A 14,885-nucleotide genomic window follows, 5' to 3' on the forward strand; every position below is an offset into this window, starting at 1 on the left:
CCCCGCGCAGGCCGGCCGGCGCCGATTACGGGAAGCCGACCCGGTCCAGCAGTTGCTGCACCTGCGGCTGGCGCTCGGCCACGGTCGCCACCGGGATGGTCTCGGACTTGAAGCCGTTCGGGCTCATGGCCTGCAGCGCCGGGTTGTCCACGCGGATGCCCCTGGCGGCCGGCCACTCGTTGTTGCCGTTGGCGAAGTGGGCCTGCGCCTGCGGCGTCGCCAGGTATTCGAGGAAGGCGATCGCGTTGGCGCGGTTCTTGGCATGGCGCGCCACGCCGCCGCCGGCGATGTTGACGTGCGTGCCCCAGCTGTCCTGGTTCGGGAACGACACGGCCACCTTGTCCGCCACGGCCTTGTCCTCGGGCTTGTCCGAACGCATCAGGCGCGCCACGTAGTAGCTGTTGCTGACGGCGATCTGGCATTCGCCGGACGCGACGCCGCGGATCTGGTCGGTGTCCCCGCCCTTGGGCGGCCGCGCCAGGTTGGCCTGCAGCCCCTTGAGCCAGGCCTCGGCCCCGGCCTCGCCCAGGTGCTGCGTGACGGCGCTGAACAGGCTGAGGTTGTATGGGTGCGAGCCGGAGCGGATGCAGACGCGGCCCTTGTTGCGCGGATCGGCCAGCTTCTCGTACCGGTCCACGTCCTCGGGCTTGACGCCGGCCTTGTCGTAGACGATGACGCGCGCCCGCGTCGAGAAGCCGAACCACGACAGCCCGCCATCGGCCGCCGGCAGGCTGCGCAGCGTGGGCGGGATCGCCTCCTCCAGCCTGGCCGAGCGGATCGGCTGGAACAGGCCGTCGCGCTCCAGCCGGTGCAGCCGCGCGGCGTCGACCAGCAGGATCACGTCGGCCGGCGACGCGGCGCCTTCGGACTTCAGCCGCGCGACCAGGCCGGCGTCGTCCGAATCGATGCGGTTGATCCGGATGCCGGTGGCCTTGGTGAAGTCGGCGTACAGCGCCTCGTCGGTGCTGTAGTGGCGCGCCGAGTACAGGTTCAGCTCGGGCGTCTGGGCCGCGGCGGTACCGGCCAGCAGCAAGGCGGCCAGGGTGGTCGGGACGAACGGGATTCTCATGGCATCTCCGGGACAAAGGATGAACGATGGATCGACGCGCACGGCGCCATGCGGCGCCGTGCGCCGGGGTCGTCCTGGCAGGCGGCGCAGATGACCTGGATGCGCAGCGCCGCCGCGCCCAGGCGCAGGCCGTGCGCGTCGCAGATCCGGCCGACCACGCGCGCCAGCTCGGCGTCGCGCACGGCGATGCTGCGCTGGCAGCAGCGGCACGCGATCTGGTGCTCCTGCGCGGCGCCGTGCCCGCGCAGCCAGAACACGCTGCGGCCGCTGTCGTGCCAGTCCTTCTCCAGCACCTGCCGCGCCACCAGGCCGCGCACGGTCTTGTAGATGCTGGGCACGCTGATCCAGGCGCCCTGCAGCAGCAGCTGCTCGGCGATCGCGTCCACGGTCAGCCGCTGCTGCGGCGCCGCGTGGAACACCTGCAGCACGGCCAGCCGGCAGCGCGTCGCGCGCAGCTGCGCCTGGTCCAGCGTGGCTCTGGCGCCCGCGAGCGACATGGCTTCGCCGGACACGGTCAGAACGCCGCGTTCAGCGCCACGCGGAAGGCGCGCGGCGAGCCGGGCGTGATGTTGGTGTTGCTGTGCGCGTTCGCGTAGTACGCCTTGTCGAACAGGTTCTCGACGTTGAGCTGCAGGCTCAGGTTCTTGTCGACCTGGAAGAACACCGCGGCGTCGAAGCGCGTGTAGCCCGCCAGCGCGACGTTGGAGGCGGCGACGGCCAGCTCGTTGGCCGCGAACGATTTGCTGCGGTGGATCACGCCCAGGCCGAATCCCCAGGCCGGCGTGACGTCGTAGCGGTTCCACAGCGCGAAGGTGTGCCGTGGCACCAGCGCCACGGCGCCGTCCGGGCGCAACGTGGCCGCGGTCCGGCCCATGAACCGGGCATCGCTGTAGGTGTAGCCGCCAGCCACCGACCAGGCCGCGGTGACCTTGCCGCTGACGCCGAGCTCGACGCCCTCGGTGCGCTGGCCGTCGCTGAGGATGGTGCGCGTGTTGGTCGGATCGGTCGGGTCGAGGATCACGACGTTGGACCGGTCGAGCCGGAACAGCGCGGCGGTCACCGCCAGGTCGGGACGCACCTCCCACTTGGCGCCCAGTTCGTAGTTCTTGAACTTCTCGGGCGCCAGCGCGGCGTTGGTCACCGACAGCGACGCCAGCTGCTCGCCCGCGCGCGGCTGGTGGGCGATGCTGTAGTTCGCGTACAGCGACAGGTTCGGCTGGGGCTTGTAGATCACGCCCAGGCGCGGCGACACGAGGTTGTCGGAAGACTCGAAGCGCTGGCCGTTGCGGCGGTTGGTGACGTCGGCCGAGAAATGGTCGACGCGCACGCCGCCGATGATCTGCCACTGCGGGCCGAGCTCGATCTGGTCCTGCAGGTAGAACGCCGCGACCTTGGCGGTGCCCTCGTTGTCGGTATCCGTGGCGCTCTGCCGGAACGTGATGGGCAGGTTCGTCACCGGGTTCGCCAGCGGCACGCCGACGCTGGTCAGGCCACCGGGGAAATACCCGGTCTCGCGGAAGTTCGTGGTCTCCTGGCGGCCCAGCTCCACGCCACCCAGCAGCTTGTGCTTGACGACGCCGGCGCTCAGGTTGTAGGTCAGGTCGGTCTGGTTGAACACGCTCTTGCGCGTGGTCGCATTGTTGTAGGCGGCGATCGTGACGGTGGTGCCGGTCGCGTCGACGGCACCCGGGAATACGTTCTGGTAGAACTTGTCCTGGTCCGCCACGCGCAGGCGGTTGCGCAGCACCGCGCCGCCGCCGAACTCATGCTCGACCGCCAGGTTGAAGGCGTCCAGGCGCGACCAGGTCGGGCTGCCGGACGCATTACCGAAGAAGGTCGAGGCGTCGGTCCGCACCGGCCGGCCCTGGAACGAAGGGATGCCGCGGTCGGCGATGCGGTCGTCGCGGAAATGCTCGTAGCCGGCCGTCACCAGCGTGCGGTTCGTGGCCTTCCACGACAGCGTGGGATTGACGCCCGTGCGGCGCAGCCAGACGCTGTCGCGGTAGCTGTCCGAGTCCTCGTGCATGGCGTTCAGCCGGAACGCGAGGTTCTCTCCGATCGGCCGGTTCAGGTCGACCGCGATGCGCTTGTTGCTGTCCGAACCCAGCGTCACGGAGCCGCCGATCCGCGGCGTCCAGTGGGCCTGTTTGGAAACGCGGTTGATCAGGCCTCCGGTGGCACCGCGGCCGAAGATCATGGCGTTGGGGCCGCGGAAGACCTCCACGCGCTCGATGTTGTACAGGTCGCGGTAGTACTGGACGTCGTCGCGCACGCCGTCGATGTAGAAGTCCGCCGTCGTGACGATGCCGCGGAAGATCGGCGTCTCGCGGTTGCCCTCGCCCTGCGCGAAGCCGACGCCGGGCACGTAGCGCAGCGCCTCGGCCAGGCCCTGCGAACCCTGGTCGCGGATCTGCTCCTGCGTGACGACGGAGATCGACTGCGGCGTGTCGATCAGCGGCGTGTCGGTCTTGGTGGCGGTGGTGCTGCGCGTGGCCGCGTAGCCCTTGTCGAGCTCTTCCTTGACCGTCACGGCCGGCAGCGATGCGCCGGCCTGCGCCAGCGCCGAGGACGGCGGCAGCGCCAGGCCGCCGGCCGCGAGCAGCAACTGCGCGGCGAGCGCGGCGGGACGTCGGCGCAAGGCCGTGCGGGACACGGGAACGTGCTGCAGGTGAGGCATGGGTGACGCGGCGAAAGGAAGGAGGGAATCGGACGGCGCGTCGTCCGCGCCAGCGTTCTGCGTCCCCGTCCGAGGCGCCGCGAACCGGCACCTCGAATGAGAACGATTTTCAGACGGGCGCCAATGTAGGGGCACATCAGTAGTACTGTCAAGTACTACTGATGTGCCCGATGAACAGCCGTGATTCCGCGGTGTTCGTCTTCCCGAGTGGCCTTTGGAGTGCTACCGGTCAGGACTTCTCGGCGCGCGTGGTGCGGATGCCGCGGATCTGGCCCCGCACGGCCTTCCAGAAGTTCTCGGTCCCCTCGACCAGGCGCCAGGCGTTGGAGCGGTGCGCCAGCACGCCGACCTCGGGCAGCAGCTCGCGCAGGTGCTTGATGTTCAGGATCTTGCAGTACTTGCGCACGGTGCCGGGGCTGTGGATCAGCATGATCACGCGCCAGCCGTACTGCCGGCCGACGATCAGCATGCCGATGGCGCTCTCCAGCTCGTCGAGATTGCCGTTGAAGTTGTCGACCGCGCGGTCGATGACACCGAAGATTTCCTGATCGTTCACGGGCATGCGGTTGCAACGGAGGAACGGGCGAGTGTCGCAGAGCGGCAGATACACTTCCTGGGAATCGTTTTCATTCGAGGAGCCGGCACGCCGCCATGCTTGAGCCCGCTTTCCTGGTGCTGCGCGAATGCGCCGAACTGATGCTGATCGCCTGGACGGCCCGGGCCTGCCTGGTGCGCGCGCGGCGGCACGACCTGCTGCCCTGGCTGCGCGGCGGCACGGCGGCCGGCGTGGTGCTGGGCGCCGCCCTGGCGGTGGCGCTGGCCGCGTTCTCCTGGAGCACGCGCACCCAGGCCGTGCTGTCGGTGGCGCTGGGCCTGTCCGTGCTGGGCATGGCCAGCGCGATGCTGTCCTCGCGGCTGTCGATCGACCACCACGTGGGGCGCTGGCTGCAGGACGCGATCGATTCGCCCGCCGCGCCGGCCATCGTCGCCGTGTTCCTGGCGCTGGCGGCGCTGCGCGAGACGCTGGAGATCGGTATCTTCCTGCACGCCGCCGCCGCGGCCGAAAGCCTGCCGCGGCTCGCCGCGGGCGCGGTGCTGGGGCTGGCCGCAGCCGCGCTGGTGGCGCTGGCGTTCCGCAGCATCGCCTCGCGCGTGCCGCTGCTGGCGCTGTTCCGGCTGTCGTCGCTGCTGCTGTGCCTGCTGGCCATCCAGCTGGCGCTGGGCGGCCTGGGCCAGCTGCTGGCCGCGCTGCCGCAGGGCGACACGCCCGGGCTGCCGGCGCGGCTGGCCGGCCTGCTGGAACCCGGCCAGCGCGCCTACGGCTACCTGTGCGCGCTGGCGATGGTCGGGCCGGTGGTCGTCGCCGCGCGGCGCTGGTGGGGCGAGTCCGCCGCGCGCGCGCCGTCGTAGCCGCGCTTCAGGCCCGGAACTGCGGCTGCAGCGGCCGCACCCGCTGCATCGCCACCGTGGCCGCGGCCGTGCGCGTCTCCACGCCGAGCTTGACGTAGACGCGCTCCAGGTGCTTCTTCACGGTGGCGGGGCTGGCGCCCAGGATGTCGCCGATGTCCTTGTTGGTCTTGCCCTTGACCAGCCAGTACAGCACCTCGGCCTCGCGCGCGGTCAGGGCGAGCGAGAGCGACAGCGCCTCGATCACGGCGGCGTCCGATTCCTCGCGCATCACGATCAGCCAGTCGCCGCCGCCTTCGCCCTCGCCGTCGCCGGTCTGCTGGTGCAGCCGCAGCGTCAGGCGGCGCGCGCCGTGCTCGATGGCCAGCGGCGGCGGCTCGATCTGCTGCTGCGCCGCGGCCAGGTGGGCGCGCAGCCAGTCCAGCACCACCACCGGCGCCAGGCTGCCGCCGCCGGCCGGCACCGGGCCGCCGCAGTAGCGCTGCAGCAGCTCGCGCGCCAGCGCGGTCTGCCACATCAGCCGGCCGTCGCTGGCACGCACCGTGATGCTGGCGTAGCCGAAGGCGTCCAGCGCGTTGCGGGCCTGGCGGCGCTCGCGCGCGCTGGCCAGGTGCACCTGCATGCGGGCCAGCACCTCCTTCGGGCGGATCGGCTTGGTCACGTAGTCCACGCCGCCGCACGCCAGCGCGGCGACGAGGTGCTCGGTCTCCGTCAGGCCGGTCATGAAGATCACGGGGATGTGGGCCGTGGCCGGCGCGGCCTTCAGCCGCCGCGCGACCTCGAAGCCGTCCATGCCCGGCATCATCGCGTCCAGCAGCACCACGTCGGGCACGGCCTGGGCCGCGCGCTGCAGCGCCATCTCGCCGCTGGTGGCGACCAGCACGGCGTAGCCGGATTCGTCCAGCGCGTCGTGCAGCATGGCCAGGTTGTCGGGCACGTCGTCGACGATCAGCACCACGTCGCTGTTGGCGCGGTCCAGGGTCTGGTCAAGCGGGTCGGCGGGCATCGGCGTCGGCAAGCAGGCGGCTCATGGCCTCGAAGTCGAATTGTCGGGCCAGCGCGCGCAGCGGCTGCACGAAGGCGGCGCATTCGGGCTGGCTGCGCTCGATCGCGTCCAGCGCGTTCAGCACGCCGCGCGGAAAGCCCAGGTCCACGGCCCGGCGCAGCGCCTCCAGGCCGGCGGCGTCGGGGCGGGCCAGCGCATCCGGCGGGGGCGAAGGCGCCGGCGGCGCGGGCGGCGGCGCCTCCAGCCACTGCAGGCCGAGCTGGCGGCCCAGCCAGTCCAGCAGTTCGGCGAAGCGCACCGGCTTGACCATGAAGTCCTCCGGCCGGATGCCGGCGTCGTTCTCCAGCCCCTTGTCGAAGGCGTTGGCCGAGACGATGGCGATGCGCGGCTGGACCGCCGCGCCGGGCAGCAGCGCGCGCACGCGGCGGATGGTCTCCCAGCCGTCGATGCCGGGCATGGCCAGGTCCATCAGGATGGCGTGCGGGCGGTAGCCGGCGACCAGCAGGTCCAGGCAGTCGTGGCCGCTGGCCGCCGTGCGCAGCGCGAAGCCCAGCGGCTCCAGCAGGTGCACCAGCAGCTCGCGGTCGGCCTCCTCGTTGTCGACGACCAGGACGCGGCGGCGCTCGCCGGCGTAGCCGCGCCGCACCGGCGCGGCGCCAGCGGCCGGGCGCGCGGCGGCACCGTACAGCTCGGGCAGGAACAGACGCACCTTGAACGTGGAGCCCTGGCCCAGGGTGCTGGCGGCGGTCAGCTCGCCGCCCATCAGGTCGGTCAGCATCTTGGCGATCGTCAGGCCCAGGCCGGCGCCGCCGGCGGCCGGCTGGCCCGGCGCGCCGGCGCGCGCGAAGGGTTCGAAGATGCGCTCCAGCGCCTGCGGCGCGATGCCGGGGCCGCTGTCGGCGATCTCCAGCGTGGCCATCTCGCGCTGGTAGCGCACGCGCAGGCGCACGTGGCCGGCGGCCGTGAACTTGATGGCGTTGCCAAGCAGGTTGATCAGGATCTGGCGCACGCGCTGCTCGTCGGCGCGCACGAACTCGGGCAGCTGGCCCTCGGGCTCGAAGTGGAAGGCCAGGCCGCGCGCGGCGGCCTGCAGCTCGAACATCGCGGCGACCTCGTGCACCGCGTCGGCGAAGGCCATGGGCCGGATGTTCAGCGTGAGCCGGCCGGCCTCGATGCGCGCCACGTCCAGCGTGCCGTCGATGAGCTGCAGCAGGTGCTCGCCGCCGCGCTGGATGACCTGCACCGCATGGCGCCGGTGCGGCGGCACGGCGGCGTCCTCGCCCATCAGCTGGGCGTAGCCCAGGATGCTGTTGAGCGGCGTGCGCAGCTCGTGGCTGATGGCGCTGATGTAGCGGCTCTTGGCCTGGTTGGCCTGGTCGGCCTGGCGGCGCGCGTCCTCGGCGACCTGGCGCGCGCGCTGCAGCGCGGCGTCGGTCTCGCGGTGCAGCGCGATCTCGCGCATCAGCAGGTGGGTCTGGCGGTTCGATTCCTCCTGCGCGACCTGGCGGCTCTTGTGCGCCAGCACGAACCACCAGGCCACGATGCCGGCCGCCAGCAGCAGCGCCAGGTAGGCCTTGAGGAAGCCCGAGCGCAGCAGCGCCTCGGCGCCGCCGGTGCCGGCGGCCGCCGTCTCCTGGCTGTAGAGCACGCCGAACACCGCCGCCAGCGCCGGCACCACCGCCAGCATCAGCAGCAGGAAGTGGGCGAGGCCCGTGTCCAGGTAGGGCCAGATGCGCCGCGGCAACAGCCAGCGCAGCGCGGCCGACCACTGCCAGGCCAGCGCGGCCTGCGGCTTGCACAGGTCGCCGCAGCGCGCGTCCAGCGTGCAGCACAGCGAGCAGATCGGGCCCTGGTAGGCCGGGCAGTGGGCCATGTCCGGGCCCTCGTAGTCGCGCTCGCAGATCACGCAGCGCTGCAGCGCGGGCGCCGGCCCGGCCTGCGCCTGGCGGGCGATGTAGTAGCGCCCGCGCGTGCACCAGGCGATCAGCGGCGCCGCCGCGAAGGCCGTGCCCATCGCGATCAGCGCCGAGAATGCCTGCGCCAGCGGCCCGAACGCGCCCAGGTAGGCGGTGATCGACAGCAGCGAGGCCAACGCCATCGCGCCCACGCCCACCGGGTTGATGTCGTACAGGTGGGCGCGCTTGAACTCGATGCCCGGCGGCGACAGGCCCAGCGGCTTGTTGACGACCAGGTCCGCCACCACGGCCATGATCCAGGCGATGGCCAGGTTGGAGTACAGGCCCAGCACCTCGCCCAGCGCCTGGAACACGTTCATCTCCATCAGCATGAACGCGATCAGCGTGTTGAACAGCACCCAGACCACGCGCCCCGGGTGGCTGTGGGTGACGCGCGAGAAGAAGTTGGACCAGGCCAGCGAGCCGGCGTAGGCGTTCGTCACGTTGATCTTGAGCTGCGAGACGACCACGAACACGGCGGTGGCCGCCACCGCCCAGCCGAGGTGCGGGAACACGTACTCGTAGGCCGCCAGGTACATCTGGTTCGGGTCCACCGCGCGCTCCTTGGGCACCATGTGGCTGATCGCGAGGTACGCCAGCAGCGCCCCGCCCAGCATCTTGACCACGCCCAGCACCACCCAGCCCGGCCCGCCGGCCAGCACGCCGAACCACCAGCGCCGCGCGTTGGCCGGCGTGCGCACCGGCATGAACCGCAGGTAGTCCGCCTGCTCCCCCATCTGGGTGATCAGCGCGATGCCGACCGTCAGCGCCGCACCGAACAGGGGCAGGCTGAAGCCGGGGTGCGTGGCCTTGTCACCAACATAGTGCACGATGCCCGCGAACGCACCGGGATCGAGCATCAGCACGTAGACGAAGGGCACGACCAGCATGACCAGCCACAGCGGCTGCGTCCACAGCTGCAGCCGGCTGATGGCCGACACGCCGTGCGTGACCAGCGGCACCACGACCAGCGCGCAGACCAGGTAGCCCCAGCTCGGCGGGATGCCCAGCGCCAGCTCCAGCGCGTAGGCCATCACGGCCGCTTCCAGCGCGAAGAAGATGAAGGTGAAGCTCGCGTAGATCAGCGAGGTGATGGTCGAGCCGATGTAGCCGAAGCCGGCGCCGCGCGTCAGCAGGTCCATGTCCAGCCCGTAGCGGGCCGCGTAGACGCTGATCGGCAGGCCGGCCAGGAAGATGATGAGCCCGGTGGCGCAGATCGCGAGCACGGCGTTGACGAAGCCGTACTGCACCAGCAGCGTGGCGCCCACGGCCTCCAGGATCAGGAACGAGGCCGCGCCGAACGCGGTGTTGGCCACGCGCCAGGGCGACCACTTGCGAAAGCGCTGCGGCGTGTAGCGCAGCGCGTAGTCTTCCATGGTCTCGCGCGCGACCCAGTCGTTGTAGTCGCGCCGGACCTTCACGATGCGCTGCGGCGCGCTCTTGTCGGGGGCGGGGATGTCGTCGTGCACGGCCACGGGGCTGCGCAGCTTTCATGCCACGCCCGGCTGGCAAGGGTTGGGCGGGCACGGCCCTTGCTGGAGAATGGCCCGATGGAACTGACACCGCGCGAGAAGGACAAGCTCCTGGTCTTCACCGCCGCCCTGCTGGCCGAGCGCCGCCGGGCCCGCGGCCTCAAGCTCAACTACCCCGAAGCCGTGGCGCTGATCTCGGCCGCCGTGATGGAAGGCGCGCGCGACGGCAAGACCGTGGCCCAGCTCATGAGCGAAGGCCGCGGCGTGCTGGCGCGCGCGGACGTCATGGAGGGCGTGCCCGAGATGATCCCCGACATCCAGGTCGAGGCCTCCTTCCCCGACGGCACCAAGCTGGTGACCGTGCACCAGCCCATCGTCTGACCCCCCTGGAGACACCATGCCCGACACCAAGCGTCCCCTGCGCCTTGCCGCCACCGCCGCCCTGGCCGCGCTGCCGCTGCTGGCGGCCGCCCACACCGGCGCCGACGCCGGCGCGCACCACGGCTTCGCGGCCGGCCTGCTGCACCCGCTGACCGGCGCCGACCATCTGGCCGCGATGCTGGCCGTCGGCGTGTGGAGCGCGCTGGCCGCGCGCCGCCCGCGCGACCTGCTCTGGGCGCCGCTGGGCTTCGCGGCCATGCTGCTGGCCGGCGCGCTGGCGGGCCGGGCCGGCCTCGCGCTGCCGGCGGTGGAACCGATGATCGCGGCCTCGCTGCTGGTGATCGGCCTGCTGGCGGCCACGCGGCTGCACCTGCCGGGGCCGGTGGCGGCCGTGCTGGTCGGCACGTTCGCGCTGTTCCACGGCATCGCGCACGGCACCGAGCTGGCCGGCACGGCCGCCATCGCCGGCATGGTGCTGGCCACGGCGCTGCTGCACGGCGCCGGCATCGCCATCGGCTGGCTGCTGCGCGAACGCGCCGCCGCGCTGCCGCGGCTGGCCGGCGCGGCCGTCGCGCTGTTCGGCGCCACCTTGCTGCTGCGCCTGGCCTGAAAAGGCGTGAACGAACCGCTCACACCCACGCGCGACCCGATGACCGCCTGCTTCTCGCATCACGCGTGCTCCCAGGGCCTCGCCCTGTGGGCCGGGATGCGATCGATTCATTCACACCTTCTGAGCCCATGATCCCCGGCGAACTGATCACCGACGACGGCGACCACGCGCTGAACCCCGGCCGCCGCACGCTCACGCTGCTCGTGAAGAACGCCGCCGACCGGCCCATCCAGGTCGGCTCGCACTACCACTTCGCCGAGACCAACGGCGCGCTGGACTTCGACCGCGCGGCCGCGCTCGGCATGCGGCTGAACATCGCCTCGGGCACGGCCGTGCGCTTCGAGCCCGGCCAGCAGCGCACCGTGGAACTGGTGGACTACGCCGGCGACCGCACGGTCCACGGCTTTCGCGGACTGGTGCAAGGAAAGCTCTGACCATGGCCACCATCGACCGCCGCGCCTATGCGGAGATCTTCGGCCCGACCACCGGCGACCGCGTGCGCCTGGCCGACACCGACCTCGTGATCGAGGTCGAGGACGACTACACGCTGCGCGCCGGCGGCTACGGGGAGGAGGTCAAGTTCGGCGGCGGCAAGACCATCCGCGACGGCATGGCCCAGTCGCAGCGCACGCGGGCGCAGGGGGCCGTCGACTGCGTGCTGACCAATGCGCTGATCCTGGACCACTGGGGCATCGTCAAGGCCGACATCGGCCTGAAGGACGGCCGCATCGCCGCCATCGGCAAGGCCGGCAACCCGGACGTGCAGAGCGGCGTGGACATCGTGATCGGCCCCGGCACCGAGATCATCGCGGCCGAAGGCGCCATCGTCACGGCCGGCGGCATCGACAGCCACATCCACTTCATCTGCCCGCAGCAGATCGAGGAGGCGCTGGCCTCCGGCGTCACCACCATGCTGGGCGGCGGCACCGGCCCGGCCACCGGCACCTTCGCCACCACCTGCACGCCCGGCCCCTGGAACATCGCGCGCATGCTGCAGGCCGCCGATGCGTTCCCGATGAACCTGGGCTTCCTCGGCAAGGGCAACGCCAGCCTGCCCGGCGCGCTGCTGGAGCAGGTCGAGGCCGGCGTGATCGGCCTGAAGCTGCACGAGGACTGGGGCACGACGCCGGCCGCGATCGACAACTGCCTGGCCGTGGCCGACGCCACCGACGTGCAGGTGGCGATCCACTCGGACACGCTGAACGAGTCGGGCTTCGTCGAGAACACCATCGCGGCGACCAAGGGCCGCGGCATCTGCGCCTTCCACACCGAGGGCGCCGGCGGCGGCCATGCGCCGGACATCCTGCGCGTGGTCGGCGAGGCCAACTTCCTGCCCTCCTCGACCAATCCGACGATGCCGTACACCGTGAACACGCTGGACGAGCACGTGGACATGCTGATGGTCTGCCACCACCTGGACGCCGGCATCGCCGAGGACCTGGCCTTCGCCGAATCGCGCATCCGCAAGGAGACCATCGCCGCCGAGGACGTGCTGCACGACCTGGGCGCGATCAGCATGATGAGCTCCGACAGCCAGGCCATGGGCCGCGTCGGCGAGGTCGTGCTGCGCACCTGGCAGACCGCGCACAAGATGAAGGCGCAGCGCGGCGCCCTGCCCGGCGACGGCGCGCGCAACGACAACTTCCGCGCCAGGCGCTACGTGGCCAAGTACACGATCAACCCGGCGATCGCGCACGGCATCGCCCACGAGGTCGGCAGCGTCGAGGTCGGCAAGTGGGCCGACCTGGTGCTCTGGAAGCCAGCGTTCTTCGGCGTCAAGCCGGCGCTGGTGCTCAAGGGCGGCTTCATCGCGCTGGCCGCGATGGGCGACCCGAACGCCTCCATCCCCACGCCGCAGCCGGTGCACTACCGGCCGATGTTCGGCGCCTTCGGCGGTGCCGTGGCGCGCGGCTCGCTGACCTTCGTCTCGCAGGCCGCGCTGGCCGCCGGCGTGAAGGAACGCTACGGCCTGGCCAAGCCCCTCAGCGCGGTGAAGGACATCCGCCAGGTGCGCAAGCAGCACCTGGTGCACAACGGCTACCTGCCGGTGATGGAGATCGACCCGCAGACCTACGCGGTGCGCGCCGACGGGCAGCTGCTGACCTGCGAGCCGGCCAGGGTGCTGCCGATGGCGCAGCGCTACTTCCTGTTCTAGTGCACCGGCGCCCCGCAACCCGCGGCGGCCGCCGGCGCCCGGCCCGCGGCCGCGGGCCGCGGATGCCGTCAGAACGTGTAGCGCGCGCTCAGCATGGCCGAACGCGGCGCGCCGGGCAGCAGCGAATTGGCGACGCTGCCGTGCGCCGAGGCGATGTACCTGCGGTCGAACAGGTCGTGGACGTTCAGCTGCAGGTCGAACCTGTCGAAGCGGTAGGCGACCATGGCATCCACGGTGACGTAGCCGGGCAGCGTCGTGGCATTGGTGGAGTCGGCATAGCGCGCGGCCACGTAGTTGGCGCCGGCCTGCAGGCCATGGGCGAGCTGCTTGGTCAGCCAGAGGCTGGCGCTGTTGCGGGGCGTCGGCGTGGCGGCCTTGCCCTGCACGGCGGGGTTCAGCGAGCGGCTGATCTTCGCGTCCAGATAGGCGTAGCCGGCGGAGACGCGCCGGCCCTCGCGCAGGTCGCCCGCCAGCGCCAGCTCCAGCCCGTTGGTGCGCTGCATGCCCACCGGAATGGCCACGCTGGGGTTGGCCGGGTCGCCGGTGACGATGTTGGCGCGCTCCAGGTTGAACAGCGCCGCCGTGGCCGTGGCACGGCCGTCCAGCAGGTCGATCTTGGCGCCGATCTCCGGGCTGGTGGTCTTCTGCGGCTCGGTGGTCCCGTTGCCCGCCGTGAGGTTGACGTTCTCGCCCGCCGGCTGGAACGAGCGGCTCACCGAGACGTCGTAGGACTGAATGGACGTGGGCTGGTCGACCAGGCCCGCGCGCGGGCTCCAGGCGGTGTCGGTGCGGCTGGGAATGGCGGCGACGTCCACCTTCTGGTGGAAGGCGTCGTAGCGCAGCCCCAGCAGCGCCTTCCAGTGGCTGGAGAGCGTGATCAGGTCCTGCACGTAGGCGGCGACGCTGCTGCCGCCGGTGCTGGTGCCGCCCGCGCTCACCGTCGGCGTGGGGTTGGCGACCGGCGAGACCGGGCGGTAGGCGTCGACCGGCGTGGCGCTGCCCGAGCGGCTGACCTGGCCGCGGTCCTGCTTGCCCAGCTCCAGGCCGTACAGGATCTGGTGCGCCATGCCGCCCAGCGTGGCCTTCTGCGTCAGCTCGGTCGGGTTGAACAGGCCGTGCTCCTGGCGGCTGCGCGCGACCTTGAAGCCCGACGGGTAGAGCGCCAGGTTCGCGTCGGGCGACACCGCGCCGGCGGAGGTGATGTAGCGGTCGAGCTCGTAGTCGTAGTAGCGCAGCGCGTTGCGGATCGACCATTCGCCGTTGAAGCGGTGCTCCAGCGTGGCGCCGCCCGAACTGACCGTCGAGGTCGCCGTGTCCGCGTCGCGCGCGTTCGCGGCGCCGTAGTAGGTGCCGGGCGCCACGTCGATCGGACGGCCCTGCCACGCGGGAATGCCCCAGTCGGTCACGCGCTTGTCGTGCAGGTAGTCGGCCTGCAGCAGCAGCCGCGTGTCGGGGCCGCACCTGAGCAGCATGGAGGAGGCGATGGCCTCGCGCTCGAGGAACTGCTGGTCGCGGAAGCCGTCCGCGCGCTCCACGGCGCCGGTCAGGCGGATCGCCACGGTGTCGCTCACGTTGCGGGCGATATCGAACTCGCCGCGGCGCTGGCTCCAGCGGCCGAGCTGCAGGGCCACCTCGCTCCTGTCGATGCCGGGCTTCTTGGTGATGCGGTTGATCATGCCGCCCGGGGAGCCGCGCCCGTACAGCACCGAGGCCGGCCCCTGGATGACCTCGATCTGCGCCACGTTGGACAGGTGGCGGCAGTACATCGCATCGTCGCGGAAGCCATCGACGAACTGGTCGCCCAGCGCGCGGAAGCCCCGGATCAGCACCTGGTCGCGCTGCCCGTCGCCATGCGACAGGCTCACGCCGGGCACGGCCTTCACGGCGTCCTCGATCGAGCGCACGCCGCGGTCCCGCATCAGCTCCTGCGTGACCACGTTCACCGTCTGCGGCACGTCGCGCAGCGGCACGTCGATCTTGGTGGCGCTGGTGGATTCGACGGGGTTGTAGGCAGCGTCCTGGCTGCCCTGGGCCCGCACCTCGGGCAAGCGGGCCTGGGCAAGCGGGCCTGGGCAAGTGCGGCCTGGGAAAGCGCCGCGGGCGCGGCGCATGCCGCGAGCAGCGCGGCGGCGATTCGGTTGGGGCGTCGATGA

Annotated in this window: 12 protein-coding genes; 5 read left to right on the forward strand and 7 right to left on the reverse strand. The window is 71.6% G+C overall.

Translation table 11 applies throughout. The features are described 5' to 3' along the window. Nucleotides 1-25 precede the first annotated feature (25 nt). The 4 genes from QM782_RS02630 to QM782_RS02645 form a co-directional block, all read right to left on the reverse strand. Nucleotides 26-1,069 (reverse strand): extracellular solute-binding protein, encoded by a 1,044-nt coding sequence (locus tag QM782_RS02630; protein ID WP_415201384.1) that lies wholly within the window; start codon nt 1,067-1,069, stop codon nt 26-28. Then, nucleotides 1,066-1,581: a Fur family transcriptional regulator gene (locus QM782_RS02635; protein ID WP_415201385.1), complete on the reverse strand. Its 516-nt coding sequence runs from the start codon at nt 1,579-1,581 to the stop codon at nt 1,066-1,068. Before QM782_RS02635 ends, QM782_RS02630 begins: the two co-directional genes overlap by 4 nt. Before the next feature lie 2 nt (nt 1,582-1,583). Next, nucleotides 1,584-3,707 (reverse strand): TonB-dependent receptor, encoded by a 2,124-nt coding sequence (locus tag QM782_RS02640; protein WP_415201386.1) that lies wholly within the window; start codon nt 3,705-3,707, stop codon nt 1,584-1,586. Nucleotides 3,708-3,975: 268 nt separating this feature from the next. After that, nucleotides 3,976-4,308, reverse strand: coding sequence for a hypothetical protein (locus QM782_RS02645; RefSeq protein WP_415201387.1), 333 nt, complete (start codon nt 4,306-4,308; stop codon nt 3,976-3,978). 89 nt (nt 4,309-4,397) lie between these two features. Between QM782_RS02645 and QM782_RS02650 the strand changes: the two genes are divergently transcribed. Further along, nucleotides 4,398-5,156 carry an FTR1 family protein gene (locus tag QM782_RS02650; protein WP_415201388.1) on the forward strand — a complete coding sequence of 253 codons (759 nt, stop codon included), beginning with the start codon at nt 4,398-4,400 and terminating at the stop codon, nt 5,154-5,156. Nucleotides 5,157-5,163: 7 nt separating this feature from the next. On the opposite strand, the gene QM782_RS02655 is transcribed toward QM782_RS02650, so the two are convergent. After that, entirely contained in the window at nt 5,164-6,159 is a 996-nt protein-coding gene (locus tag QM782_RS02655; RefSeq protein ID WP_415201389.1) for a response regulator, read from the reverse strand. Next, complete coding sequence (locus QM782_RS02660) at nt 6,140-9,589, reverse strand: ATP-binding protein (RefSeq protein WP_415201390.1); 3,450 nt, start codon at nt 9,587-9,589, stop codon at nt 6,140-6,142. The genes QM782_RS02655 and QM782_RS02660 overlap by 20 nt, the downstream gene beginning before the upstream one ends. Nucleotides 9,590-9,664: 75 nt before the next feature. Here QM782_RS02660 and QM782_RS02665 point away from each other — a divergent pair, with 75 nt between their 5' ends. The 4 genes from QM782_RS02665 (at nt 9,665) to QM782_RS02680 (ending at nt 12,732) form a co-directional block, all read left to right on the forward strand. Continuing rightward, nucleotides 9,665-9,967 carry an urease subunit gamma gene (locus tag QM782_RS02665; RefSeq protein ID WP_415201391.1) on the forward strand — a complete coding sequence of 101 codons (303 nt, stop codon included), beginning with the start codon at nt 9,665-9,667 and terminating at the stop codon, nt 9,965-9,967. A 16-nt stretch (nt 9,968-9,983) separates the two neighbouring features. After that, the gene (locus QM782_RS02670; protein ID WP_415201392.1) at nt 9,984-10,577 is read left to right on the forward strand and encodes a HupE/UreJ family protein; all 594 of its coding nucleotides are present in this window, start codon (nt 9,984-9,986) and stop codon (nt 10,575-10,577) included. A gap of 128 nt (nt 10,578-10,705) precedes the next feature. Then, complete coding sequence (locus tag QM782_RS02675; RefSeq protein ID WP_415201393.1) at nt 10,706-11,011, forward strand: urease subunit beta; 306 nt, start codon at nt 10,706-10,708, stop codon at nt 11,009-11,011. 2 nt (nt 11,012-11,013) lie between these two features. Next, nucleotides 11,014-12,732, forward strand: a complete 1,719-nt coding sequence (locus QM782_RS02680) for an urease subunit alpha (RefSeq protein ID WP_415201394.1) — start codon at nt 11,014-11,016, stop codon at nt 12,730-12,732. A gap of 68 nt (nt 12,733-12,800) precedes the next feature. Here the strand turns inward: QM782_RS02680 and QM782_RS02685 are convergent, their stop codons facing one another. Further along, nucleotides 12,801-14,771 (reverse strand): TonB-dependent receptor, encoded by a 1,971-nt coding sequence (locus QM782_RS02685; RefSeq protein WP_415205569.1) that lies wholly within the window; start codon nt 14,769-14,771, stop codon nt 12,801-12,803. Nucleotides 14,772-14,885 lie beyond the last annotated feature (114 nt).

The organism is Pseudorhodoferax sp. (assembly GCF_047601025.1).
Lineage (GTDB): Bacteria > Pseudomonadota > Gammaproteobacteria > Burkholderiales > Burkholderiaceae_C > Pseudorhodoferax.

Bases quoted from the DNA above. Each gene is read 5' to 3' on its own strand.
- QM782_RS02655 (WP_415201389.1), bottom strand. From the start codon at position 6,159: ATGCCCGCCGACCCGCTTGACCAGACCCTGGACCGCGCCAACAGCGAC.
- QM782_RS02665 (WP_415201391.1), top strand. From the start codon at position 9,665: ATGGAACTGACACCGCGCGAGAAGGACAAGCTCCTGGTCTTCACCGCC.
- QM782_RS02630 (WP_415201384.1), bottom strand. From the start codon at position 1,069: ATGAGAATCCCGTTCGTCCCGACCACCCTGGCCGCCTTGCTGCTGGCC.
- QM782_RS02680 (WP_415201394.1), top strand. From the start codon at position 11,014: ATGGCCACCATCGACCGCCGCGCCTATGCGGAGATCTTCGGCCCGACC.
- QM782_RS02675 (WP_415201393.1), top strand. From the start codon at position 10,706: ATGATCCCCGGCGAACTGATCACCGACGACGGCGACCACGCGCTGAAC.
- QM782_RS02645 (WP_415201387.1), bottom strand. From the start codon at position 4,308: ATGCCCGTGAACGATCAGGAAATCTTCGGTGTCATCGACCGCGCGGTC.
- QM782_RS02650 (WP_415201388.1), top strand. From the start codon at position 4,398: ATGCTTGAGCCCGCTTTCCTGGTGCTGCGCGAATGCGCCGAACTGATG.
- QM782_RS02670 (WP_415201392.1), top strand. From the start codon at position 9,984: ATGCCCGACACCAAGCGTCCCCTGCGCCTTGCCGCCACCGCCGCCCTG.